Source organism: Ideonella azotifigens (genome assembly GCF_021043325.1).
Classification (GTDB): Bacteria; Pseudomonadota; Gammaproteobacteria; order Burkholderiales; family Burkholderiaceae_C; genus Ideonella; species Ideonella azotifigens.
This window is the reverse complement of the sequence record NZ_JAJNKD010000001.1, coordinates 118,030-140,468: the sequence shown is the minus strand read 5'-3', so window position 1 is coordinate 140,468 and position 22,439 is coordinate 118,030. Positions and strand designations below refer to the sequence as shown.

Genomic DNA, 22,439 nt, shown 5'->3' with positions numbered 1-22,439 from the left:
TGTATCCCGCCGCCGCACACGCCAGAAAACACCATGGTTCCGCACCTCGTCACCGCCCTCACCGGACCGATCAATGAACTGGAACAGCGCATGCTGGAGTCCATGCCGGCGATCGAACGCTGGTTCAGGCTCGAATGGATGGAGCACACGCCGCCGTTCTACAGCTCGGTGGACTTGCGCAACGCAGGCTTCAAGCTGGCGCCGGTCGACACCAACCTGTTCCCCGGCGGCTTCAACAACCTGACCCCCGAAATGCTGCCGCTGGCGGTGCAGGCCGCGATGGCGGCGATCGAGAAGATCTGCCCGGAAGCCAAGAACCTGCTGCTGATCCCCGAGAAGCACAGCCGCAACATGTTCTACCTGATGAACGTGCAGCGCCTGGTGCAGATCTTCGGCCAAGCCGGCCTGAACGTGCGCCTGGGCACGCTGGACGAAAGCATCACCGAGCCCAGCACGCTGGAACTGCCCGATGGCAGCATGCTGACGCTGGAACCACTGGAGCGCAGCCAGCGCCGGCTGGGCCTGAAGAACTTCGACCCCTGCACCATCCTGCTGAACAACGACCTGTCGGCCGGCATTCCGGACGTGCTGAAAAACCTGCACGAGCAGTACCTGCTGCCGCCGCTGCATGCCGGCTGGGCCGTGCGCCGCAAGACGAATCACTTCCGCAGCTACGAGGAAGTGGCCAAGAAATTCGCCAAGCTGCTGGGCATGGATCCGTGGCTGATCAACCCGATGTTCTCGCACTGCGGCCCGGTCAACTGGGCCGACGGCACCGGCATCGACGCGGTGCAGACCCAGGTCGACGCGCTGCTGACCAAGATCCGCCGCAAGCACAAGGAATATGGCATCAACGAGAAGCCGTTTGTCGTCGTCAAGGCCGACAACGGCACCTACGGCATGGGCATCATGACCGTGCGCGACGCCAAGGAACTCGACGAGGTCAACCGCCGCACACGCAACAAGATGGGCGTGATCAAGGACGGCCAGGAGGTCACCGACGTGCTGATCCAGGAAGGCGTGCCGACCTACGAACGCGTCAACGACGCGGTCGCCGAACCGGTGGTCTACATGATCGACCGCTACGTCGTCGGTGGCTTCTACCGGGTGCATGCCGACCGCGGCATCGACGAGAACCTCAACGCCCCCGGCGCCAGCTTCGTGCCACTGGCCTTCTCCGACAGCCACCTGCTGCCAAAGCCCGGCAGCCGCCCAGGCGCCAGCGCCCCGAACCGCTTCTACATGTACGGCGTGATCGGCCGCCTGGCCATGCTGGCCGCGTCCTACGAACTCGAAGCCACCGATCCGGACGCCGAGGTTTACGACTGAAATCACGCGCCGGCACGCCCCAGAACCAGGGCCGCCTACCACGATCGGGCAGGCTTGGAAAGACGCTTCCTGCGCAGGTAGGCAGCGCACAATAGCGGCTCCGTTTCGCCGAGTCCGCGCTTGAGTTCATCCGCCACCCCAAAGTCACCCGCCGCGCTGGCCGCCCTGACGCTGGCCGCGCTGGGTGTGGTCTATGGCGACATCGGCACCAGCCCGCTGTACGCGCTCAAGGAAGTCTTTCATGCAGGGCATGTGCCGGCCACGCAGGGCAATGTACTGGGGGTGCTGAGCCTCATCTTCTGGACGATGACCATCATCGTCTCGTTGAAGTATGTGCTGCTGATCCTGCGGGCGGACAACAACGGCGAAGGCGGCTTGATCGCGATGCTGGCACTGGCCACGACGGCCGTGCGCGACCGGCCGCGGCTGCGGCGGGTGCTGATGGTCGTCGGCCTGTTCGGCACCGCGATCTTTTATGGCGACGGCGTCATCACGCCGGCCATCTCGGTGCTGTCTGCCGTCGAGGGCCTGGAGGTCGCGGCGCCCGGGCTGCACAGCTTCATCATCCCGATCACGCTGATCGTGTTGACCGGCCTGTTCTCGGTGCAGCGCTTTGGCACCGGCGGCATTGGCAAATTCTTCGGGCCGATCACGCTGGTCTGGTTCGGCGTGCTGATCTGGCTGGGCCTGCCGCACATCATCGAGAACCCCGCGGTGCTGGTGGCGCTGAACCCGCTGCATGCCGCGAGGTTCTGCATCGACCAGCCGCTGGTGTCGTTCGTCGCACTGGGCGCGGTCGTGCTGTGCGTGACCGGCGGCGAAGCGCTGTATGCCGACATGGGCCACTTCGGCCGCAAGCCCATTCGCATTGCCTGGTACAGCATGGTAATGCCGGCGCTGGTGATCAACTATTTCGGCCAGGGTGCGATGCTGCTGGAGCACCCGGAGGCGGTCGAAAACCCGTTCTACATGATGGCGCCGGCCTGGGCCCAGTTGCCGCTGGTGTTCCTGGCCACCGCCGCCACCGTGATCGCTTCGCAGGCGCTGATCTCGGCCGCCTTCTCCGTCACCAAGCAGGCCATGCAGCTCGGCATCCTGCCGCGCATGACGATCCGCCACACCTCCGTGCGCGACACCGGCCAGATCTACGTGCCCTTCGTCAACTGGGGCCTGTTCGTCTTCATCGTGCTGGCGGTGGCGCTGTTCAAGAGCTCGTCCACGCTGGCTTCGGCCTACGGCATTGCCGTCACGCTGGACATGACCATCACCACGGTGATGACCTTCTTCGTGATCCGCTACGGCTGGCGCTACCCGCTGCTGCTGTGCATCGCGGTGACCGGTTTCTTCTTTGTCATCGACCTGACCTTCTTCCTGTCCAACCTGCTCAAGCTGATCGCCGGCGGCTGGTTCCCGCTGGTGATCGGCTCGGGCATGTTCCTGCTGATGCTGACCTGGAAACAGGGCCGGACCATCATGCGCCACCGCGTGCGGGACGACGCCATCGAGCTCGAAGGCTTCCTCGAAGCGGTGTTCGTCAGCCCTCCGGTGCGCGTGTCCGGCACGGCAGTTTTCCTGGTTGCCGAGGAAGGCCTCACGCCCAATGCGCTGATGCACAACCTCAAGCACAACAAGGTGCTGCACGAGCACAACCTGTTCGTCACGGTGCGGCATCACGAAGTGCCCTGGGTCGGCTTCGACAAGCGCCTGTCCATCCATTCCATGGGACATGACTGCTGGCAGATCACGCTGAACTTCGGCTTCAAGAACGACCCGGACGTGCCCGAGGCGCTGCGACTGCTCGAAGGCCGCGGCGTGCCGATGGACGACATGGACACCAGCTATTTCCTGTCGCGCGAAACCGTGATCCCGACCTTCGGCGACGGCATGGCCATGTGGCGCGAGAAGCTGTTCGCCAGCATGCACCGCAACGCCACCGACATGGCCGACTTCCTGAACCTGCCCTCGAACCGCATCGTCGAGTTGGGCGCAAAGGTCGAGATTTGAATTGAGCCCCCCAGTCGCTGCGCTCCTGCCCCCGAGGGGCGCGATTCGGCTTGGGGCGGCCCGGCGCCGAATCCCCCTCGGCCGCAGCGTGCTGTTGCTACGCCATCACCGATGAAACGATCTCTTCTGCGGGACCTTTCGTTCTCCACCGTCGTGGCGGGCTTCGTCGCCGTGCTCGTCGGCTTCACCAGCTCGGTCGCGCTGATCTTCGCCGCGACCCAGGCGCTGGGCGCGACGCCAGCGCAGACAGCCTCGTGGATCTGGGCGCTCGGGCTGGGCATGGGCTTCACCAGCCTGGGCCTGTCGCTCTGGTACCGCCAGCCGGTGCTGACCGCCTGGTCCACGCCGGGCGCCGCACTGATTGCCGCGACCCAGGGCGTGCCGATGGCCGAGGCGATTGGCGCCTTCATGGCCTGTGCGCTGCTGATCGCCATCGTCGGCTACACCGGCTGGTTCGAACGCATCATGGACCGCATCCCGATGGCCATTGCCTCGGCCTTGCTGGCCGGCGTGCTGGCGCGTTTTGCGCTGGACGCGGTGCTGGCCAGCCATGCCCAGCCGCTGCTGGTGCTGGGCATGGCCGCGGCCTTCCTCGCGGGACGGCGGTGGTGGCCGCGTTATGCGGTGCCCGGCGTGCTGGCAGCCGGCATCGCACTGGCAGCGGCGCAAGGCCTGCTGCACCTGGGCGACGTGCCCTGGGGCTGGGCCCGGCCGGCATGGACCACCCCGCAGTTCTCAGCCCATGCCCTGATCGGGGTCGGCCTGCCCTTGTTCGTCGTGACCATGGCTTCGCAGAACCTGCCCGGCGTGGCGGCGCAACGGGCCGCGGGGTTTCAGATTCCTGTTTCCCCCACCGTGGGTGCCACCGGCGTCGCCTCGCTGCTGCTCGCGCCATTCGGCGGTTACGCGCTGAACCTGGCAGCCATCACCGCAGCCATCTGCATGGGCCGCGAGGCGCACGAAGACCCGGCGCGACGCTACATGGCCTCTGCCGCGGCGGGCGTGTTCTACATCGTCGTCGGCCTGGCCGGCGGTGCGGTGGCCGGGCTGCTGGGCGCGTTCCCGAAGGAACTGGTGATCGCGGTGGCCGGGCTGGCGCTGCTGGGCACGATTGGCGCCGGGCTGGCCAACGCGCTGAACGCCGAACGCCACCGCGACGCGGCCTTGCTGACCTTCCTGGTCACGCTGTCGGGCCTGAGCTTCTTCGGCATCGGCTCGGCGTTCTGGGGCGTCATCGCGGGTGCCGTGGCCTTGCTCAGCAGCGCCAGACGGCAGGCTGGCTGAGGGAGATTCGTCCCGCCATGAGAAAAGGGCCCGCAGGCCCTTTTCTCATTGGCAGATGCCGTCCGGCTTCAGTGGCCGACGCGCATCGAATTGCCCTCCACCGTCACCGCGGTGCCGACCGAGACCGGCTGCGGCTGGGTGATGGTGCGGCGGGTGCCATCGTCCATGCGCACGTGCATGCGGTAGACGGTTTCGGTGCGGGCGTGCTTCTCGATGGCATTGCCGGCAAACGCGCCACCGACCGCGCCCAGCAGGCGGGCCGCAGTGCGGCCGCCGCCCTTGCCGAACTGGTTGCCGATCACGGCACCGGCCACGCCGCCAGCCACGGCGCCAGCGCCAGAGCCCTTGCCTTCAACCGTCACCGTCTCGACCGACTCGATCGTGCCGCAGGTCGCGCAGATCACCGGTGCGGGCGGTGCCGGCGGTGCTTCGACCGGGTAGTCCTCCGCCTTGGCGGTGGTGGTGTCAGCCGGGTACGCGTTGGCAGGCTTCGTCGGTTTCGGCGTCGCGTGCTTGACGGCAGCCACTGGCTTCACGGCCGGCTCGACCACTTCGGCCTGCTGCGGCACTGGCGCCGGTGCGGCCGCCATCGGCGCGCTGGCCGCATCGTCCAGCAAGGTTGCGGGGGTGGCCGGCAGCGTGGCCACTTCGCTGGTCGGCGCGGCAGAGATCTGGCTGCGCTGCCAGACGACAGTGCCGGCCAGCGCCGCGATGGCGACGGCCATCAGGCCGCCAGCGACCCAGACCGCGCGCGGCAGGCCGGAACTGGCGGAAGACGAGGGAACAGTGGTTGAGGGGTTCATTGTTGTCAGCTCCTCCGGGAGGCTGTGGGGCAAATACTGTGGGGTACCTGCGGGTACGACGTTGAAGGCTTGAAGCCTGTGGGTATAACGCAATCCAGGCCGTTCGGCTGACGCTCAACCGGTATCAGAATGCTTCAGCCGCCAGAGGTCAAGCCCGAACCCGCCGGCAACGGCTGACGCTTCAGGGCACACTGCGCCTCAGTTTGTCACGGGCTGCCGCCATGAACCTGCTTTTTGTCGCCGACGCGCTGGATCACTTCAAGACCTACAAGGACACCACCTTCGCGATGATGCGCGAAGCCCAGCGGCGCGGCCATGTGCTGTTCGCCTGCGGCCCGCAGGACCTGCACTGGCGCAGCGGCGGCTCCGTGCAGGCGCGCCTGCGCCAGGTCACGCTGACCGGCCGCTCCGGCAAAGACGTGCACGACTGGTTCGAAGCCGGCCCGGAACTGGTGCGCCACCTGGCCAGCTTCGACGCCGTGGTGATGCGCAAGGACCCGCCGTTCGACAGCGAATACTTCTACGCCACCCACCTGCTGGAACGCGCCGAAGCCGAAGGCGCGCGGGTCTTCAACTCGCCCCGCGCGCTGCGAGACCATCCCGAAAAACTCGCCATCCTCGAATTCCCGCAGTTCACCCCGCCCACGCTGGTGACCCGCGCTGCTGCCGACGTGCGCGAGTTCCACGCCGAGCACCGCGACATCATCCTGAAGCCCTTGGACGGCATGGGCGGCATGGGCATCTTCCGCGTCAAGGACGACGGGCTGAACCTGGGCAGCATCATCGAGACGCTGAACCGCGACGGCGCGCAGACCATCATGGTCCAGCGCTTCCTGCCAGCCATCGAAGCCGGCGACAAGCGGGTGCTGGTGATTGGCGGCGAGCCGGTGTCGCACTGCCTGGCGCGCATTCCGCAGGGCGGCGAGGTGCGGGGCAACCTGGCGGCCGGCGGCAAGGGCGTGGCCCAGCCCATCAGTGCGCGGGACGAGGAAATCGCACGCACCATCGGCGCGGTGCTGGCGCCGCGCGGGCTGATGCTGATCGGCCTGGACGTGATTGGCGACAACCTGACCGAGATCAACGTCACCAGCCCGACAGGCTTCCAGGAAATCACCAACCAGACCGGCGTGGACGTGGCGGCGCTGTTCGTGGACGCCCTGGAAACTGGCGCGCGCCGAGGCTGACCGGTCGGACCGGGCGTCGGAGCCGGCTGGCGTCAGGCCGGCACAGCCATGCGCAGCAGCACCGTCGCCGGCTCGGCCAGCGAAAGCTGGTCCCGGCCCGCGGCCTTGGACACGTAGAGCGCCTGGTCCGCCGCGTCGATCAGCGCGGCCAGCGAGTCGGTGCCGGGCTGCCATTCGGCGCCGCCCATCGAAAACCGCACGCCGTGCGGCGACGGCAGGCCCGCAATCTCGCAGGCGGCAAAAGTCGCACGCAGCCGGTCGAACACCGCGTTCAGCTCGCTCAGCGTGGTACCCGGCATCAGCAGCAAAAACTCTTCGCCACCCAGGCGACCCAACCGGTCCTGCCCGCGCAGCACCCTGCCGGCCGCTGCGGCCAGCGCCTGCAGCACCGCGTCACCGGCGGCATGGCCCAGGCGGTCGTTGACCTGCTTGAAATGGTCCAGGTCGATCAGCGCCACGCTGAAAGGCAGCTGCCATTGGCGGGCCTGCGCGAGCTGCGCCTCACCAGCAGCCTTGATCGCGCGCCGGTTCGGCAGCCCGGTCAGCTCGTCGCGCAAGGCCAGTTCGGCCAGGTGACGCCGCTTGCGCCAGCCGCGCACCACCAGCACTGCGGCGCCAGCCAGCATCACCAGCAAAGCCAGCAGTGCGGCCCACAAGGCGCGGCGTGTGGCAGCCTGTGCCACCAGCTCCAGGTGCGCGGTTTCGGAGCGGCGGCGCAGGTCGGCGTTTTCCGCGTCCAGGCGCGCGCCTTCGTAGCGCGCCTGCAGGCGCAGCATCTGGCTGTCGCGCAAGGTTTCCTTGGCCTCGTTGCGCAGCAGGTTGGCGCGGGTCAGTTCGGCATAGGCCTTGGCGTAGAGGCCTTGAGACGCAAAGCCTTCGGCCATCGCCGTGGCCAGTTCGATGCGGCGTGACGCGATGCGCTCGGGCGCGTCCAACGGCCTTGCCTGCTCGATCGCCTGCAGGACGTCCGGCCGGCGCAGCGCCGTCAACGAGCGCAGCACCAGCACGTGTGCCGCCATCAGTCGGCCCTCGTTGTGCTGCGCCTCCATCAGGGCCTGGGCATCGCGCGCCATGCTCAGGCTGGCCTCGGCATTGCCGTCGTCCAGCACCCGCTCGCCCACCTTGATCAATGCCGCCGCAATGCCTGCCTCGTCCTGCAGGTCGCGGCTGAGCACCAGCGCAGCCTCGTAGTGGTCCCGGGCCTGCTGCAGCTGGCGCGAATACACCAGCGCATTGCCCAGCTGCCATTCCAGCAGGCTGCGCATGAAGCGCGCCGGCCGGTCGCCCAGCAGCGCCAGCGCACGGCGGAAATAGTCCTCGCCCTTCCCGGCTGCCGGCACCTTGCCGCTGACCTGGCTGGTCAAGCTGCCCAGTTGCAGCAGCGCCGAGACTTCCTGGTCCAGGCTGCCCACCGCATGCGCACAGCGCTCCAGCGCCTCGCCCGCCACCCAGGCCTCGTCATTGTTGCCGGCGTACACCATGGCCCACATGTCCAGCGACGCCAGCTCGCACTGCAGGTCCGAAGCCTCCAGCGGTTCGATCTGGCGGCGCAGCGCGGCAATGCGCGCGGCGATCTCGGCGGCAGGCTTCTCACGCAGGTCTGCCAGGATCATCGCCTGGGCCAGCCAGGCCTTGTGCAGCTCGCCCGCCCCGGGCCAAGCATTCATCAATGCCTCGGCCTGGTGCAGCAGCGCCAGCTGCGCGGGTGTGTCTTCCAGCTGGTCTTGCACGCTCGCGGCGCCCAGCAGCAGCCAGAACTCGGCATCGACATCACCGGCAACTCGCGCGGCCGCGAGTTCGTGCTGCGTCCAACGCTCCGCGGCGTGAGGATCGTCCAACACCAGCGCGTCCTGCTGCTGCCAGATCGCCGGCCGCGCCTGCACGCCGCAGGCCCACAGCAACGCCAGCACCAGCAGCCCGGCGCGCAGCAGCGCAGCCATGGCGGCGGCGCCAGGAGAAAGGAGGGGGAAAGCAGGCATGGCAGAGGTGTCCAACCCCTTTCTCGGCCCCTGGCGGCCTGACTTGAGCGGAACGGAAAAGGGAGTCTGACCCCATTTATTTCAAATCGGGCCAGACTGCCAACAAGTGGCGCCGGGGCCGGCTGGCTGCAGCTTCAACTGGCGGCAGATGCCCGCAGCCAACACGGCGCGCTGTCCAGCCCGGATAATCCCCGGTTGGCCGGCGCGTGGCTTGCGCGCGCTGCGCCACCTTCCGTGCCGACCGGCCGGCCTTCTTGCTTTTTGCCTCCGGCAGCTCCCATGGCCCTGATCACCCTTTCCAACGCCCACCTCGCTTTTGGCCATGTGCCGCTGCTCAACGGCACCGACCTGACCCTGGACATGGGCGAGCGCACCGGCCTGATCGGCCGCAACGGCGCCGGCAAGTCCTCGCTGCTGAAGATCCTCGCCGGTCTGGAGAAACCGGACGACGGCGTGATGCAGATCCAGACCGGCATCCGCCGCGAATACGTGCCGCAGGAGCCGCACCTGCGCCCCGGCGCCACCATCTTCGAGACCATCAGCGAAGGCGTGGCCGAGGCCAAGGCCATCCGCGAACGCTACGAGGCCCATGCCGACGGCGAGGATCTGGACGCGCTGCAGACCCGCCTCGAAGCGCTGGACGGCTGGAACTGGGAACAGCGCGTGGACGAGACCATCCACCGCCTGGACCTGAACCCCGACACCGTCGTGGACACGCTCTCCGGCGGCCTGCGCAAGCGCGTGGCGCTGGGCCGCGCGCTGGTTGCCACGCCCGACGTGCTGCTGCTCGACGAGCCGACCAACCACCTGGACCTGAACGCCATCGACTGGCTGGCCGGCCTGCTCAATAACTTCCGCGGCGCGCTGCTGCTGATCACCCACGACCGCGCCTTCCTGGACGCCGTGACCACCCGCATCGTCGAGCTGGACCGCGGGCAGCTGCGCAGCTACCCCGGCAACTTCGCCGCCTTCGAGGCCGCCAAGCAGCGCGAGCTGGAAGCCGAGGCGCTGCAGAACGCCCGCGCCGACAAGTTGCTGGCGCAGGAAGAAGTCTGGATCCGCAAGGGCGTGGAAGCCCGCCGCACCCGCAGCGTGGCCCGCATCGGCCGGCTGGAGAAGCTGCGCGAAACCCGCGCCGCGCGGCGCGACGTGATCGGCGGCGTGCGGCTGGACGTGGACACCGGCGGCGCCAGCGGCAAAATCGTCGCGCGGCTGGAAGACGTCAACAAGGCTTACGGCGACAAGCAGGTGGTGCGCAATTTCTCCAGCACCGTGCTGCGCGGCGACAAGATCGGCCTGATCGGCCCGAACGGCGCCGGCAAGACGACCCTGCTCAAGCTCATCCTCGGCGAGCTGGCGCCCGACAGCGGCAGCGTGCTGCAAGGCAGCAAGATCCAGGTCGCCTATTTCGACCAGATGCGCGAGGCGCTGAACATGGAGGCCACGCTGGCCGACACCATCAGCCCCGGCAGCGAGTGGATCGAGATCGGCAACCAGCGCAAGCACGTGATGAGCTACCTGGGCGACTTCCTGTTCGCCCCGGCGCGCGCCAACTCGCCCGTCAAGAGCCTCTCCGGCGGCGAGCGCAACCGGCTGCTGCTGGCCCGCCTGTTCGCCCGCCCGGCCAACGTGATGGTGCTGGACGAGCCGACCAACGACCTGGACATCGAAACCCTGGAAATGCTCGAAGAGCTGCTGCAGGACTACGACGGCACCGTCTTCCTGGTCAGCCACGACCGGCGCTTCGTCGACAACGTCGTCACCAGCACGCTGGTCGCCGAAGGCAATGGCCAGTGGCGCGAGTACGAAGGCGGCATTGCCGACTGGCAGGCCCAGGCCGCGCGCACCGCGCAGGTTCGTGCGCAGGCCGCGCGTTCCTCGGCCCCTGCGCCCACGCCACCGGCACCGGTTGCCGCGCCGGTGGCAGCGCAGCCCGTCGCGGAGAAGCGCAAGCTCAGCTTCAAGGAGCAGCGCGAACTGGGCGAACTGCCCGCGCGCATCGACGCCATCGAAAAAGAGATGGCCCAGCTGGCCGCGATGCTGGCCGGCACCGAGCTTTACAGCCAGGGCGCCAAGCGCATCGCCGAGGTCACGCAGCGCCATGCAGCGCTGGACGAAGAACTGCTCGAAGCGATGGAGCGCTGGGAAGCACTGTCAACGCGGGGCTGATCGTGCACCCGGCGGCCCGGCGCCCTGCGGGATCAGGCCGAAGTGGTTTCGGCGGCGATTTGCCGCAACGCCTTCTCGAACACCTCGGGTGGCTGGCCGCCGGAGATCAGGTGGCGGTCGTTGATGATGACCGCCGGCACCGAGTGGATGCCGGCCTGCTGCCAGTAGGCTTCCAGCTCGCGCACCTCGACAGCGTAGGTGTCGCTCTTCAGCACCGTCTCGGCGGCCTCGCGGTCCAGGCCCACGGCTTCGGCCGCGTCCAGCAGCACCGCAAAGTCGCCCGGGTTCTTGCCTTCGGTGAAGTAGGCGCTGAACAAGGCTTTCTTCAACGCCAGTTGAAGGCCGTCTGCCTGCTCGCCGGCCCAGTGCAGCAGGCGGTGCGCGTCGAAGGTGTTGTAGATGCGCGCGCGCTTGTCCATGCGGAACTCGAAGCCCAGCGCCGCGCCGCGCTGGCGGATGTTCTCGCGGCTGGCCTCGCTCTGCGCCGCGCTGGCGCCGTACTTGCGCTGCAGGTGCTCGCCAATGTCTTCGCCCTCCGCCGCCATCTGCGGGTTCAGCTCGAAAGGCTGGAAGTGCAGCGAGACTGGCAGCTCGGGCCCGATGCGTTCCAGCGCCTGCTGCAGCGACTGCAGGCCGATGATGCACCAGGGGCAGGAAACGTCGGAGACAAAGTCGATCTTCATGCGCGCCATTGTTCCGGGCATGGCAAAGCCTTGATTGGCGGCAGGACTTGGGGCTTGGCCGCGCCGGGCCGCCCCAAGCGGCCTAGGGCCTGTTAACGCTACGGCAAGGGGTGCCGTAGCGTTAACAGGCCCTAGCCACCCGCGCGGCGGGTGGTCTCGCGTATTTCGCGGGACCGGGTGCCCCATGTCTCATGGCGGGGAATCCCGAACCTTTGGAGGATCCCGATGGGTGCTCTGCCCGCTAGACTGGCGCTTCCGCTTGCTTTTGGCGCGCTGCTCGCCGCCCGACGCCCGGTGTCCCCAAACGACCCACCCGAGATCCTGCTGATCTGCCCGCAAACGCCTGACGCGCTGGACGCGACGCGCACCATCTTCCGCGAATACGCTGACGGCCTGGGCATCGACCTCGCCTTCCAGGACTTCGAGCAGGAGCTGGCCGCGCTGCCGGGCGAATACGCCGGCCCTGCCGGCCACCTGCTGCTGGCCTATGTGGACGGCGCACTGGCCGGCTGCGGCGCTTTTCGCCCCTGCGCCGAGGCCGACTACGCCAACGCCTGCGAGATGAAACGGCTCTACGTGCGCCGCGCCTTCCGGCGCTTCGGCCTGGGCCGGCTGCTGGCCCAGGCGCTGATGGACAACGCCCACCAGGCCGGCTACTCCTGCATGCTGCTGGACACGCTGGACGAGATGGAATCCGCCCGCGGCCTCTACACCTCGCTGGGCTTTGAAGAGATCCCCCCGTATTACTTCAACCCTGTTCCGGGCGCGCACTACCTGAAGGCCGAACTTTGAGCACCCGGCTTCGCGAATACGCGAAGCCACCCGCCGAGCGGGTTGCGCAGCCGCTTTGGGGCGGCCCGGCGCCGGCTGCGTCGTGAAGCGTTCTGTGTACCCCTTCGACTGACGCATGCGCCTCACCCACAAGGTCGTCCTGCTGGCGATGACGCCGCTGATCGCGGCCATGAGCCTGATCGCGGTGGCCCAACGCCACCAGGAGGAACTGCTGGCCAAGCGGCAGCAGGCGCTGGTCAAGAGCGCGTACATGGAGGCGGCGCGTTCGGAGCTGCGGCACTTCGTGGCGATGGCGCTGAGCACCATCAGCCCGCTCTACAACACCGGCCGCGACGACGACGAGATCAAGCAGCAGGTGATGCGGCAGCTGGCCGCACTGGACTACGGCAGCGACGGCTACTTCTTCCTCTACAACGACGAGGGCGTGAACCTGATGCACGCCCGCCAGCCCGAGCTGGTGGGCCGCAACCTGCGGCGCCTGCGCGACGCCTACGGCCAGTTCCCGATCCAGCTGATGATGGACAAGGCCAAGGCCGGCGGCGGCTTTGTCGACTACAGCTGGCACAAGCCTTCCAGCGATGCCGACGCGGCCAAGGTCGCCTATGTCACGCCGCTACCGCGCTGGCACTGGTGGTTCGGCACGGGGCTGTACGTGGACGACGTGGACCAGGTGCTGGCCCAGCTGGACGAGGAGCTGGCCGCCAGCGTCAACACCACGACCCGCTGGATCGCCGGCATCAGCGTGGCCGGGCTGCTGCTTATCTTCGGCGTGGGCCTGTGGCTGAACATGCACGAGCTGCGCTTGGCCGACGCCAAGCTCACGCTGCTGACGCGCCAGCTCGTCAGCTCGCAGGAAAGCGAGCGCGCCTACCTCGCACGAGAGCTGCACGACGGCACCGGCCAGACCCTGGTCTCGGTCAAGCTGCTGGCCGAATCGGCGCTGCAGCGCCTGAACGCCGCCGAGCTGGGCGACGAGCGCGCGCTGGCTGCGCGCACCGCGCTGCAGCGTGCGGTGGACCGGCTGCGCGACGCGCTGGTCGAGGTGCGCGGTATGTCGCACCGGCTGCGCCCCGTGATGCTGGACACGCTGGGCCTGCCCGCCGCGCTGGCGCAGATGGCGCAGGAGATGTGGGGCGACAGCGCCACGCGCTTCACGCTGCGCACCGATGGCGCTGTCGAAGACCTGCCCGAAGCCATCAAGACCGTGCTGTTCCGCGTCACGCAGGAGGCGCTGGCCAACATCGAGAAGCATGCCGCGGCCTCCCGCGTCGAGCTGCAGCTGGACTTCACGCCGGCCGGCCTGCAGCTGCGCGTGCAGGACAACGGCCGCGGCTTCGACACCGAATTCTTCCAGCGCCACCCCAGCCGCGGCCTGGGCCTGCGCCACATGCGCGAACGCCTGGCCGCGATCGATGGCACGCTCAGCATCAGCTCCCACCCGGGCCAGACGCTGCTGCTGGCCAACGTGCCCAAGGCCGTGATCACTCGTTTTTCCCGACAGGAACCCAATGCCAACCGACAGCCCTGAACGCCCGATCAAATTGATGATCGTCGACGACCACGCGGTCGTGCGCGATGGGCTGAAGGCCGTGTTCGCGATGGCCGACGACCTGCTGGTGATCGCCGAGGCCGGCAACAGCACGGAAGCCCTCTCGCGCCTGCGCGACTGCCCGCCAGATGGCGCGCCCGACGTGGTGCTGATGGACGTGGGCATGAAGGGCGGCGAAAGCGGCATCGACCTGACCGCCAGGCTGCTGGACGAGGACCCGGAGCGCGTGGTGCTGATGCTCTCGATGCACGACGGCACCGAGATCGCGCAGCGCGCGCTGCGGGCCGGCGCGCGCGGTTACGTGCTGAAGGACTCGCCATCCTCGGAGATCCTGCACGCGATCCGCACCGTGTACGCCGGTGGCACCTTCCTCAGCCCGGCGATGGCTGCACGCCTGTTCCGCGGCCCCAGCGCACGGCCGCTGCTGTCAGACCGCGAACAGCATGTGCTCAGCTTCCTCGGCCAGGGCCTGGCCAGCAAGCAGATCGCCAACACGCTGAACCTGAGCGTGCGCACCGTCGAGTCGCACCGGCAGAACATCCGCCGCAAGCTCAACCTCGCCGGCCAGGCCGAGCTGATCAAGTACGCAGTAGAAAACGCCGCGCGCACCGGTGGCTAAGCACGGCTTTTCAGTGCCGCAAAGGTTGCGGTGCTTTCCCTGATCGGGTCTCACCGGAGCGGGCAAACGAGTGCGTAAAGCCGCGAATCGGCTCTAGGTATTGCAGCGGTGGCGCGCAGATGCGCGGAGTTACACACTCGTTCCACTCGCTTTCACACAATCCGGAGACAAGCCGATGATCTCGCAAGCAACGCATTTCCGCCTGCCCCTCATCACCCTGGCGCTGGCCGCGGCCTTCGCCAGCGCACAGGCCGCCGACCCGATCAAGATCGGCGTGGCAGGGCCGTTCACCGGTGGTTCGTCCTCGATGGGCGTTTCGATGCGCGACGGCGTGCGCCTGGCCACCGACGAGATCAACAAGGCCGGCGGCGTGCTGGGCCGGCAGATCGAACTGGTCGAGCGTGACGACGAAGCCAAGAACGAGCGCGGCGTGCAGATCGCCCAGGAGCTGATCAACAAGGAGAAGGTCGCCGCCACTGTCGGCTACATCAACACTGGCGTGGCGCTGGCCTCGCAGCGCTTCTACCAGGAAGCCAAGATTCCGGTGATGAACAACGTGGCCACCGGCTCGGCCATCACCCACCAGTTCGACAACCAGCCCGAGAACTACATCTTCCGCAACGCCGCGCACGACAGCATCCAGGCGCCGATGATCGTCGAAGAGGCGGTCACCCGCCGCGGCTACAAGAAGCTCGCGATCCTGGCCGATTCGACCAACTACGGCCAGCTCGGCCGGCAGGACCTGGTGAAGGCGCTGGAGCTCAAAGGCATCAAGCCGGTCGCCGAAGAGAAGTTCAACATCAAGGACGTCGACATGACGCCGCAGCTGTTGAAGGCCAAGGAAGCCGGCGCCGAAGCGGTGCTGACCTACGGCATCGGCCCCGAGCTGGCGCAGATCGCCAACGGCATGACCAAGCTGGGCTGGAAGGTGCCCATCATCGGCAGCTGGACGCTGTCGATGGCCAACTACATCGACAACGCCGGCCCCGGCGGCGAGGGCGCGCGCATGCCGCAAACCTTCATCCAGGAGCCGACGACGCCCAAGCGCCAGTCCTTCATCGTCTCCTACCTGAAGACCTTCAACCCGAAGAACAGCCGCATCGATTCGCCGGTCTCGGCCGCGCAGGGCTACGACTCGATCTACCTGCTGGCTGCCGCCATCAAGCAGGCCGGCAGCACCGAAGGCCCGAAGGTCAAGGCAGCCCTGGAAGACCTGAAGGCGCCGGTGGACGGCGTGGTCACGACCTACAACAAGCCCTTCACCAAGACCGACCACGAGGCCATCACCGTGAACATCCCGGTGTTCGGCGAGGTCAAGGGCCAGCGCGTGGTCTACGCCTATGAAGCCGATTTCAAGAAGGCCTCGGAAGTGCGCGTGAAGGACGTCAACGCCAAGGGTGCGCTGACGGCCGTCAAGAAGTAAGCCGACCGCAGCCACCCACACCGTTCGCCCCGCGCTTCGCATCCGTTCGCCCTGAGCCTGTCGAAGGGCCGCGCGGCACGCCCGCAAGGCTTCGACAGGCTCAGCCCGAACGGGGGAGAGGTGCCTTGTTTTCCGTTCACCCTGAGCTTGTCGAAGGGCCAGGGCTTTGACCAAGCTCAGCCCGAACGGTGGTGGCCGAGATGACTGGCGAGGCCGCTGCGCCCCGCCCGTTCGCCCTGAGCCTGTCGAAGGGTCCATCCCTCATTGAAGAGGAAGTCCATGCAGATCCTCACCCAACTCGTGTTCAGCGGCATTGCGCTGGGCATGATCTACGCGGTCATCGCGTTCGGCTACCAGCTGACCTTCGCGACCTCGGACACGCTGAACTTCGGCCAGGGCGACGCGCTGATGCTGGGCGCGCTGGTCGGGCTCACGCTGGTCGGCCTGGGCGTGAACTACTGGCTGATGATTCCCATCGTCTGCCTGTTCGGCGCGGCGCAGGGCGCGGTGGTCGAGCGCATCGGCGTGCGGCCTGCCATCAAGATCAAGTCCGAGTTCGGCTGGATCATGTCCACCATCGCGCTGGGCATCATCTTCAAGAACGTGGCCGAGAACATCTGGGGCCGTGACGACCTGAAGTTCCCGTCGCCGCTGCCCGAGTCGCCGATGAAATTCCTCGGCGCCAACGTGCTGCCGATGGAGCTGCTGGTCGTCTTCGGCGCACTGGCGATGATGCTGGCGGTCGAGTTCTTCAACCGCAAGACCATCTACGGCAAGGCCGTGGTCGCCACCTTCAATGACCGGGACGCGGCCAAGCTGATGGGCATCAACACCAGCCTGGTCATCACCTTCTCGTACGCGCTCTCGTCGCTGACCGCCGCGTTTGCCGGCGTGCTGATCGCCCCGCTCACCCTCACCGGCGCCACCATGGGCGCGGTGCTGGGCCTGAAGGCCTTTGCGGTCGCCATCATCGGCGGGCTGACCAGCGGCATGGGCATCGTCGTTGGCGGGCTGATCCTCGGCATTGCCGAGACGACCACCGGCTTCTACCTCTCCACCGGCTACAAGGACGTGCCGGGCCTGGTGCTGCTGCTGATCGTGCTGGCACTCAAGCCAGCCGGCCTGTTCGGCAAGACGGCGATCAAGAAAGTCTGACGCAATGAAGGCACCTCAAATCGCGGCCATCGCCGTGGGCATCGCCCTGCTGGCGGCCTTCCCGGCCATGGTCGGCAACCCGTATTACGTGCACCTGGTCGAGACCATCCTGATCTACGCCATCGTGCTGTTCGGCCTGGACATCGTTGTCGGCTACACCGGGCAAGTCTCGCTGGGCCACGCCGGCCTGTTCGGCATTGGCGCGTACACCGCAGGCGTGCTGGTGATGAAGCTGGGCGCGCCGCTGTGGGTCACGCTGCCGGCGGCCATTGCGGTGGCGTCCGTGTTCGGCGCGCTGCTGGCCTTGCCGGCGCTGCGCGTCACCGGGCCGTACCTGGCCATGGTCACGCTGGCCTTTGGCACCATCATCCAGATCCTCATCAACGAGATGAGCTTCCTGACCGAAGGGCCCATGGGCATCACGCTGACCAAGCCCAGCGTCTTCGGCCACACCATGGACGAGACCGAGTACTACTGGCTGGTGGGCGTGCTGTTGCTGGCCTCGCTGCTGGTGGTGCACCGCATCCTGCGCTCACACCTGGGCCGAGCCTTCGAGGCGCTGCGCGGCAGCCCGGTGGCTTCGGACTGCATGGGCGTCTCGGTCTACCGCTACAAGGTCTATGCCTTCGTGATCAGCGCCGGCCTCGCCGGCCTGGCGGGCGCGCTGTACGCCTACTCCGAGCAGTACATCTCGCCCAACACCTACAACTTCGAGCTGACGGTGATGTTCCTGCTCGCCGTCATCATGGGTGGGCGCAAGAGCCGCATCGGTTCTCTGCTGGGCGCCGCCATCATCGTGCTGCTGCCCAAGCTGCTGGACGACCTGGCGATGTTCCGCACCGCCTCGGTGGCGCTGGCGGTGATCGTCGCCATCGCCGCGGGCGTGGCCGTGCAGCGCGGCAAGATCAAGCCCAAGAGCGCCGCCATTCCTGTGATCGGCACCATCGCGCTGGCCGCCGTGTCGTTCAAGCTGCAAAGCATGACGGACTGGCGGCTGTCCATCTTCGGGCTGATCACGCTGTTCGTCGTGTACTACCTGCAGGACGGCATCGTCGGCTTTGTGCGCGGCGCGCTGGGCCTGCGCAGCCATGCCTCGCACGAGGCGGCCGAGGTCGCAGCCCTTGCGCCCGGCCAACAGGCGCTGACCCAGGCCGGTGGTGCCACCGGCGAGCAACTGCTGGCCGCGAGCGGCGTGCTGATGCAGTTCGGCGGCCTGAAGGCGCTGAACAACGTGGACCTGAACGTCAGGCGCGGCAGCATCCACGGCCTGATCGGCCCGAACGGCTCGGGCAAGAGCACGATGATGAACGTGCTCACCGGCATCTACACGCCCACCGCCGGCAGCGTGGCGTTCGCCGGCCATTCGCTGGCCGGCCTCAGCCCGGCGCAGATCGCCCAGCGCGGCGTGGCCCGCACCTTCCAGAACGTGCAGCTGTTCGGCGAAATGAGCGCACTGCACAACGTGATGGTCGGCCTGCACCACAGCTTCCGTTCCAACCTGATCGACGTGGCGCTGCACCTGCCACGCTACCTGCGCGAGCACCGCGCCGCCCGGCTGCGTGCGCTGGCGCTGCTGCGTTTCGTGGGCCTGGGCGAGCTGGCCGGCGAGGAGGCGCGCAACCTGCCTTACGGCCAGCAGCGCCTGCTGGAGATTGCCCGCGCGCTGGCCTTGGACCCTCAGCTGCTGCTGCTGGACGAACCCGCCGCGGGCCTCACCGCGCCCGACATCGTCGCGCTGCGCGCCATCATCCAGAAGATCCGCGAACACGGCGTCACGGTGATCCTGATCGAGCACCACATGGACGTGGTGATGAGCCTGTGCGACACCGTCTCGGTGCTGGACTTCGGGCAGAAGATCGCCGAGGGCGGACCGGCCGAAGTGCAAGCCAACGAAAAAGTCATCGAGGCCTACCTCGGTGGCCAAGCGAGCTGATGGTGCCCCTCGTCCGACGAGTACGTCGGCCGATCCCCCAAGGGGATGCGGGCCGGCTTGGGGCGGCCCGGCGCTCGGCCCGCCCACATGCAAGGAACTGAAATGTTGACGATCCACAACCTCAGCGCCGGCTACGGAAAAGTCCAGGTCCTGCACGGCATTTCCATCGACGTGCCCAAAGGCCAGGTCGTCACGCTGATCGGCTCCAACGGCGCCGGCAAGACCACCACCATGCGCGCCGTGAGCGGCATGATCGCGCCCACCGGCGGCGAGATCCACCTGAACGGCAAGCGCATCGACGGCCTGGAGCCGTACCACATCGCCCGCCTCGGCCTGGCCCACTCGCCCGAAGGCCGGCGCGTGTTCGCCACCATGAGCGTGGCCGACAACCTGCTGCTCGGCGCCTTCCCGCGCCTCACTGGCAGCCGCCCCAAGGGCGACGTGGCGGCAGACCTGGAAAAAGCCATGGCGCTGTTCCCGCGCCTGCAGGAGCGCCGCACCCAGCTCGCCGGCACGCTTTCCGGCGGCGAGCAGCAGATGCTGGCCATGGCCCGCGCGGTGATGCTGAACCCCGAAGTCGTGCTGCTGGACGAACCGTCCATGGGCCTGGCCCCCATCCTGGTCGACGAGGTCTTCCGCATCATCGAGCGCCTGAAAGCCGCCGGCACCACCATGCTGCTGGTCGAGCAGTTCGCCGCCGCAGCACTGGCCGTGGCCGACTACGGCTACGTGCTGGAGAACGGCCGCATCGCGGTGCACGGCAGGGCCGAGAAATTGCGCAACGACCCTGCGGTCAAGGCGGCCTACCTGGGCGGCGGGCACTGAGCGCCGAGCAGCTCCGGGTAGCCCTCAAGAGGCCCAGGCGCGCGGGCGTCGTCGCCTCTTTGCGCTGGGCGGCTTGTGACGCTGCCACGGGCGCTCCTATAGTCGGCGATCCCAACAAGCACCTCGTGCACAAGGAGCCGCCTCATGACCCGTTCAAGCTCGTCGCTCGCCCGCCTGATCTCGCCACTGGCCCTCGCCGCAGCCGCCCTCGCCTCAGGCTGCGCCGCGCCGCCCGCGCATGAGCACGGTGCTGGCGGGATGGGGGGAATGGGCGGCAGGGAAGGCATGGGCCACATGGGCTCGATGGCCGTGGCCACGCTCACACCGATCGCCGGCAGCAACGTGCGCGGCATCGTGATGTTCCATGAGAAGGATGGCCACCTGATGGTGCACGCCAAGCTCAGCGGCCTGGCTCCCGGCCTGCACGGCTTCCACCTGCACGACAAGGGCGACTGCGCCAGCCCCGACGGCATGAGCGCCGGCGGCCACTTCAACCCCACCGGCCAACCCCATGGCCCGCAGGCCGCCGCCCACCACGTCGGCGACATCCCCGCCCTGACCGCAGACGCCAGCGGCAACGCCGACGAACACTTCATGCTCGACGGCCCAACCGTCGCCGCCGGCCCCACCAGCGTCATCGGCCACTCGGTGATCGTGCACGCGAACCCTGACGACTACGCGACGCAGCCGACTGGCAATTCAGGTGGGCGCGTGGCTTGTGGCGTCATCGCCGGGCACTGAGCCGAAGCGCTGACTATCAGCGGCCTTGCCTCACGCGAGGCCGCGCGGCAGCGGCGAATCGATCCGCCAAACCCGAAACCGCAACTGCCGCGACGGCGAATCCAGCAACCAAGACCAGGATGCTTAATTCCAAATTCGGGAGCAAACAAGGGTAGGTCAGCGCACAAATAAATGGGGTCGGAGTCAATTTATCTTTCTCAACCATTGAGCAGCATTCGCCTGACATGCAGATAAATTGACTCCGACCCCATTTATTTGAACCACGGTGGCGGCGGCTATTCCTTCGGATACTGCGAAAGTTCCAGTGCCAAGCCAAGCGCGCCCGCTTCGCGCACCAGTACAGCGGGCAGCGCAGCGAAACGAACTTCAGAGCCCGCACCTTCAACCGCGAAGTCGAGGACGCCGCTGGCCGTCGACGCCGCCATGAGCGCAGCGATCTCGTGCCTTCGTAAACTGAGGAAGGCAACAGCGTCTCTCACTTGCCCTGGCAGATTGTCGAAGTCGCATTCACTGACCTGAAAATGTGCCGTCCCACCCTGGAGCCGATAAGGCTTCAAAGAAATCCCACCCAAGATCAGGTCCAATTTATCAGAGGCAATTCGAAGGACGCAGCTCATGGGCTTGACGAATTCTTTCAGGCCAACCTTCGATCATTGATTCACCTCGGTAAACCACCTTAGGCACTGATTCAGTCATGCGGCTCCTCCGTGAGGGTCGCGGGTCAAAGGCGCGAGGTCCGGCTCGTCACGTTAACCGAAAGCGGAACGGGAAATGGGACACCTGACTCTCGACTCGCACGTGGCCTCGACTTCCACGAGCCTCAGTTAAATAGCGGAATAAAGAATTGAGACAGAACCAGCACCATAAGAGCATAGGGGATTGCTTTTGCCGATGTACTCACTGCCTGACCGCGCGCTCCCTTGGTGACCGTGAAGATCGAGCGGGCCGCAAAGGCAAGGACCCATAGAGAGCCGACAACGAGCACCAGAGACATCTCGCCAGGAGTTCCGTCTCCGTGAATCGCAAATACCGAACTCGCCGCAACAATGGCTAAGTTGATGATTGTGACCGCGATGACTGCGACGATGGCGAAAGTGGCCGACATGACACCTGAGGAATGAAAGGGTTGTGCTTAGCTGGACGTCACTCGCCTCGCTCACGGAATGCTGCACATGGACTGAAGCTTGTCGACGTGTTGCTTGAGCAGTGCACCTTGGAGGAATACATCGGCGACGGCGAGATACCTTCCGCCCTCCATGACCCATGTGGCGAATGTCCCCGATTCGGCGCTTGAGTGCCCGTAGACCTCGAGCACAGGCCAACCATTGGTGAATGGTTCGTGAAAATAGAGCATCCCGCCAAACTGCTCACCCAGATTGCGGCCCGTCTTCCCATCGAAAACCGAGAAGAAGCACCCTCCGCTGCCGCACGCTTCATCGCTACTCCTGACGATGAGTTCGTTTGCCCCATCCCGGTTGATATCGACGCTCAACGAAGCGGCCTTGATCAACGGCCCGTGGTCAAGGTCACTGAGCTTGTTCGCGATGCTCGTGAGATCGGTCGGCTGGCCGGAATTGCGATCAAGGCAAACAGCGCTCGCCGCGGCCATGTTTGAGATGCCGGCCAGAACCGTGAGGAAAAATGTCTGTCGCAAAAACGCAGACATCCAATCCACCCATCGCGGCGTTCCTCGCGAAAATAGGCTGAATACCATCAGGCACATCCGAGTATCAGGCAGCAGCCTTGGCACCAGTCCTTGATCCATTTCAATCCCCCCTGTCGAATTGCGTTGAGACTCGACATCACAGCGCCGTCAAAAGCGGCGCTTGTTGGGGATTCTGCGGGCGCGGCATCGTCTTGCCAAGCGCGGAGCTGCTTCGGCCGGGCCGCACGGTGCCGGTGGGCGCCGCGAAGGATCTGGCGGCCGCGGATCCGGCTACTCAGTCCGGCCGCGCAGCCAGGGCGCC

The 22,439-nt window shown here is 66.9% G+C and carries 19 protein-coding genes; 13 read left to right on the top strand and 6 right to left on the bottom strand.

All coding sequences use genetic code 11. The annotated features are described in order from the left end of the window. Positions 1 to 33 precede the first annotated feature (33 nt). From gshA to LRH25_RS00610, 3 genes are all read left to right on the top strand, one after another. The gene (gene gshA, locus LRH25_RS00620) at positions 34 to 1,329 is read left to right on the top strand and encodes a glutamate--cysteine ligase (RefSeq protein WP_141288172.1); all 1,296 of its coding nucleotides are present in this window, start codon (positions 34 to 36) and stop codon (positions 1,327 to 1,329) included. Between the two features lie 120 nt (positions 1,330 to 1,449). Further along, positions 1,450 to 3,333, top strand: a complete 1,884-nt coding sequence (locus tag LRH25_RS00615) for a potassium transporter Kup (RefSeq protein ID WP_141288173.1) — start codon at positions 1,450 to 1,452, stop codon at positions 3,331 to 3,333. A 111-nt stretch (positions 3,334 to 3,444) separates the two neighbouring features. Beyond that, positions 3,445 to 4,617, top strand: coding sequence for a benzoate/H(+) symporter BenE family transporter (locus tag LRH25_RS00610; RefSeq protein WP_141288174.1), 1,173 nt, complete (start codon positions 3,445 to 3,447; stop codon positions 4,615 to 4,617). Between the two features lie 68 nt (positions 4,618 to 4,685). On the opposite strand, the gene LRH25_RS00605 is transcribed toward LRH25_RS00610, so the two are convergent. Continuing rightward, the gene (locus LRH25_RS00605; protein WP_231010010.1) at positions 4,686 to 5,420 is read right to left on the bottom strand and encodes an outer membrane lipoprotein; all 735 of its coding nucleotides are present in this window, start codon (positions 5,418 to 5,420) and stop codon (positions 4,686 to 4,688) included. 221 nt (positions 5,421 to 5,641) lie between these two features. On the opposite strand from LRH25_RS00605, the gene gshB reads away from it, so the two are divergent. Further along, on the top strand, positions 5,642 to 6,604 hold the full coding sequence (gene gshB / locus LRH25_RS00600; protein ID WP_141288137.1) for a glutathione synthase: 963 nt from the start codon (positions 5,642 to 5,644) through the stop codon (positions 6,602 to 6,604). 32 nt (positions 6,605 to 6,636) lie between these two features. Here gshB and LRH25_RS00595 read toward each other — a convergent pair whose 3' ends face one another. Next, complete coding sequence (locus LRH25_RS00595) at positions 6,637 to 8,544, bottom strand: GGDEF domain-containing protein (protein ID WP_141288138.1); 1,908 nt, start codon at positions 8,542 to 8,544, stop codon at positions 6,637 to 6,639. Positions 8,545 to 8,862: 318 nt separating this feature from the next. Between LRH25_RS00595 and LRH25_RS00590 the strand changes: the two genes are divergently transcribed. Next, positions 8,863 to 10,752: an ATP-binding cassette domain-containing protein gene (locus LRH25_RS00590; protein WP_141288139.1), complete on the top strand. Its 1,890-nt coding sequence runs from the start codon at positions 8,863 to 8,865 to the stop codon at positions 10,750 to 10,752. Between the two features lie 32 nt (positions 10,753 to 10,784). On the opposite strand, the gene LRH25_RS00585 is transcribed toward LRH25_RS00590, so the two are convergent. Beyond that, positions 10,785 to 11,444 (bottom strand): DsbA family oxidoreductase, encoded by a 660-nt coding sequence (locus LRH25_RS00585; protein ID WP_141288141.1) that lies wholly within the window; start codon positions 11,442 to 11,444, stop codon positions 10,785 to 10,787. Positions 11,445 to 11,729: 285 nt separating this feature from the next. Between LRH25_RS00585 and LRH25_RS00580 the strand changes: the two genes are divergently transcribed. The 8 genes from LRH25_RS00580 (at position 11,730) to LRH25_RS00545 (ending at position 20,472) form a co-directional block, all read left to right on the top strand. Further along, positions 11,730 to 12,227 (top strand): GNAT family N-acetyltransferase, encoded by a 498-nt coding sequence (locus LRH25_RS00580; protein WP_231010009.1) that lies wholly within the window; start codon positions 11,730 to 11,732, stop codon positions 12,225 to 12,227. Positions 12,228 to 12,342: 115 nt separating this feature from the next. Beyond that, entirely contained in the window at positions 12,343 to 13,755 is a 1,413-nt protein-coding gene (locus LRH25_RS00575; RefSeq protein WP_231010008.1) for a cache domain-containing protein, read from the top strand. Next, complete coding sequence (locus LRH25_RS00570) at positions 13,736 to 14,395, top strand: response regulator transcription factor (protein WP_141287598.1); 660 nt, start codon at positions 13,736 to 13,738, stop codon at positions 14,393 to 14,395. Before LRH25_RS00575 ends, LRH25_RS00570 begins: the two co-directional genes overlap by 20 nt. Before the next feature lie 175 nt (positions 14,396 to 14,570). After that, positions 14,571 to 15,818 carry an ABC transporter substrate-binding protein gene (locus tag LRH25_RS00565; RefSeq protein ID WP_141287599.1) on the top strand — a complete coding sequence of 416 codons (1,248 nt, stop codon included), beginning with the start codon at positions 14,571 to 14,573 and terminating at the stop codon, positions 15,816 to 15,818. 279 nt (positions 15,819 to 16,097) lie between these two features. Then, entirely contained in the window at positions 16,098 to 16,973 is an 876-nt protein-coding gene (locus tag LRH25_RS00560) for a branched-chain amino acid ABC transporter permease (protein WP_141287600.1), read from the top strand. Between the two features lie 4 nt (positions 16,974 to 16,977). Beyond that, the gene (locus tag LRH25_RS00555) at positions 16,978 to 18,906 is read left to right on the top strand and encodes a branched-chain amino acid ABC transporter ATP-binding protein/permease (RefSeq protein WP_141287601.1); all 1,929 of its coding nucleotides are present in this window, start codon (positions 16,978 to 16,980) and stop codon (positions 18,904 to 18,906) included. Between the two features lie 102 nt (positions 18,907 to 19,008). Further along, complete coding sequence (locus tag LRH25_RS00550; protein ID WP_141287602.1) at positions 19,009 to 19,731, top strand: ABC transporter ATP-binding protein; 723 nt, start codon at positions 19,009 to 19,011, stop codon at positions 19,729 to 19,731. 144 nt (positions 19,732 to 19,875) lie between these two features. Next, complete coding sequence (locus LRH25_RS00545) at positions 19,876 to 20,472, top strand: superoxide dismutase family protein (RefSeq protein ID WP_141287603.1); 597 nt, start codon at positions 19,876 to 19,878, stop codon at positions 20,470 to 20,472. Positions 20,473 to 20,747: 275 nt separating this feature from the next. Here LRH25_RS00545 and LRH25_RS00540 read toward each other — a convergent pair whose 3' ends face one another. The 3 genes from LRH25_RS00540 to LRH25_RS00530 all read right to left on the bottom strand — a co-directional run bounded on the left by LRH25_RS00540 (position 20,748) and on the right by LRH25_RS00530 (position 22,237). Further along, positions 20,748 to 21,089 carry a hypothetical protein gene (locus LRH25_RS00540; RefSeq protein ID WP_141287604.1) on the bottom strand — a complete coding sequence of 114 codons (342 nt, stop codon included), beginning with the start codon at positions 21,087 to 21,089 and terminating at the stop codon, positions 20,748 to 20,750. Positions 21,090 to 21,292: 203 nt separating this feature from the next. After that, the gene (locus tag LRH25_RS00535) at positions 21,293 to 21,577 is read right to left on the bottom strand and encodes a hypothetical protein (protein WP_141287605.1); all 285 of its coding nucleotides are present in this window, start codon (positions 21,575 to 21,577) and stop codon (positions 21,293 to 21,295) included. Between the two features lie 51 nt (positions 21,578 to 21,628). After that, positions 21,629 to 22,237, bottom strand: coding sequence for a hypothetical protein (locus tag LRH25_RS00530; protein ID WP_141287606.1), 609 nt, complete (start codon positions 22,235 to 22,237; stop codon positions 21,629 to 21,631). Between the last annotated feature and the right edge of the window lie 202 nt (positions 22,238 to 22,439).

What these genes read in the sequence shown, in the direction of transcription:
- LRH25_RS00560 (WP_141287600.1), top strand. Translation starts at nt 16,098, where the DNA reads ATGCAGATCCTCACCCAACTCGTGTTCAGCGGCATTGCGCTGGGCATG.
- LRH25_RS00545 (WP_141287603.1), top strand. Translation starts at nt 19,876, where the DNA reads ATGACCCGTTCAAGCTCGTCGCTCGCCCGCCTGATCTCGCCACTGGCC.
- LRH25_RS00595 (WP_141288138.1), bottom strand. Translation starts at nt 8,544, where the DNA reads ATGGCTGCGCTGCTGCGCGCCGGGCTGCTGGTGCTGGCGTTGCTGTGG.
- LRH25_RS00585 (WP_141288141.1), bottom strand. Translation starts at nt 11,444, where the DNA reads ATGGCGCGCATGAAGATCGACTTTGTCTCCGACGTTTCCTGCCCCTGG.
- LRH25_RS00550 (WP_141287602.1), top strand. Translation starts at nt 19,009, where the DNA reads ATGTTGACGATCCACAACCTCAGCGCCGGCTACGGAAAAGTCCAGGTC.
- gshA (WP_141288172.1), top strand. Translation starts at nt 34, where the DNA reads ATGGTTCCGCACCTCGTCACCGCCCTCACCGGACCGATCAATGAACTG.
- LRH25_RS00565 (WP_141287599.1), top strand. Translation starts at nt 14,571, where the DNA reads ATGATCTCGCAAGCAACGCATTTCCGCCTGCCCCTCATCACCCTGGCG.
- LRH25_RS00575 (WP_231010008.1), top strand. Translation starts at nt 12,343, where the DNA reads ATGCGCCTCACCCACAAGGTCGTCCTGCTGGCGATGACGCCGCTGATC.
- LRH25_RS00610 (WP_141288174.1), top strand. Translation starts at nt 3,445, where the DNA reads ATGAAACGATCTCTTCTGCGGGACCTTTCGTTCTCCACCGTCGTGGCG.
- LRH25_RS00570 (WP_141287598.1), top strand. Translation starts at nt 13,736, where the DNA reads ATGCCAACCGACAGCCCTGAACGCCCGATCAAATTGATGATCGTCGAC.
- LRH25_RS00540 (WP_141287604.1), bottom strand. Translation starts at nt 21,089, where the DNA reads ATGAGCTGCGTCCTTCGAATTGCCTCTGATAAATTGGACCTGATCTTG.
- LRH25_RS00590 (WP_141288139.1), top strand. Translation starts at nt 8,863, where the DNA reads ATGGCCCTGATCACCCTTTCCAACGCCCACCTCGCTTTTGGCCATGTG.
- gshB (WP_141288137.1), top strand. Translation starts at nt 5,642, where the DNA reads ATGAACCTGCTTTTTGTCGCCGACGCGCTGGATCACTTCAAGACCTAC.
- LRH25_RS00535 (WP_141287605.1), bottom strand. Translation starts at nt 21,577, where the DNA reads ATGTCGGCCACTTTCGCCATCGTCGCAGTCATCGCGGTCACAATCATC.
- LRH25_RS00555 (WP_141287601.1), top strand. Translation starts at nt 16,978, where the DNA reads ATGAAGGCACCTCAAATCGCGGCCATCGCCGTGGGCATCGCCCTGCTG.
- LRH25_RS00530 (WP_141287606.1), bottom strand. Translation starts at nt 22,237, where the DNA reads ATGGATCAAGGACTGGTGCCAAGGCTGCTGCCTGATACTCGGATGTGC.
- LRH25_RS00605 (WP_231010010.1), bottom strand. Translation starts at nt 5,420, where the DNA reads ATGAACCCCTCAACCACTGTTCCCTCGTCTTCCGCCAGTTCCGGCCTG.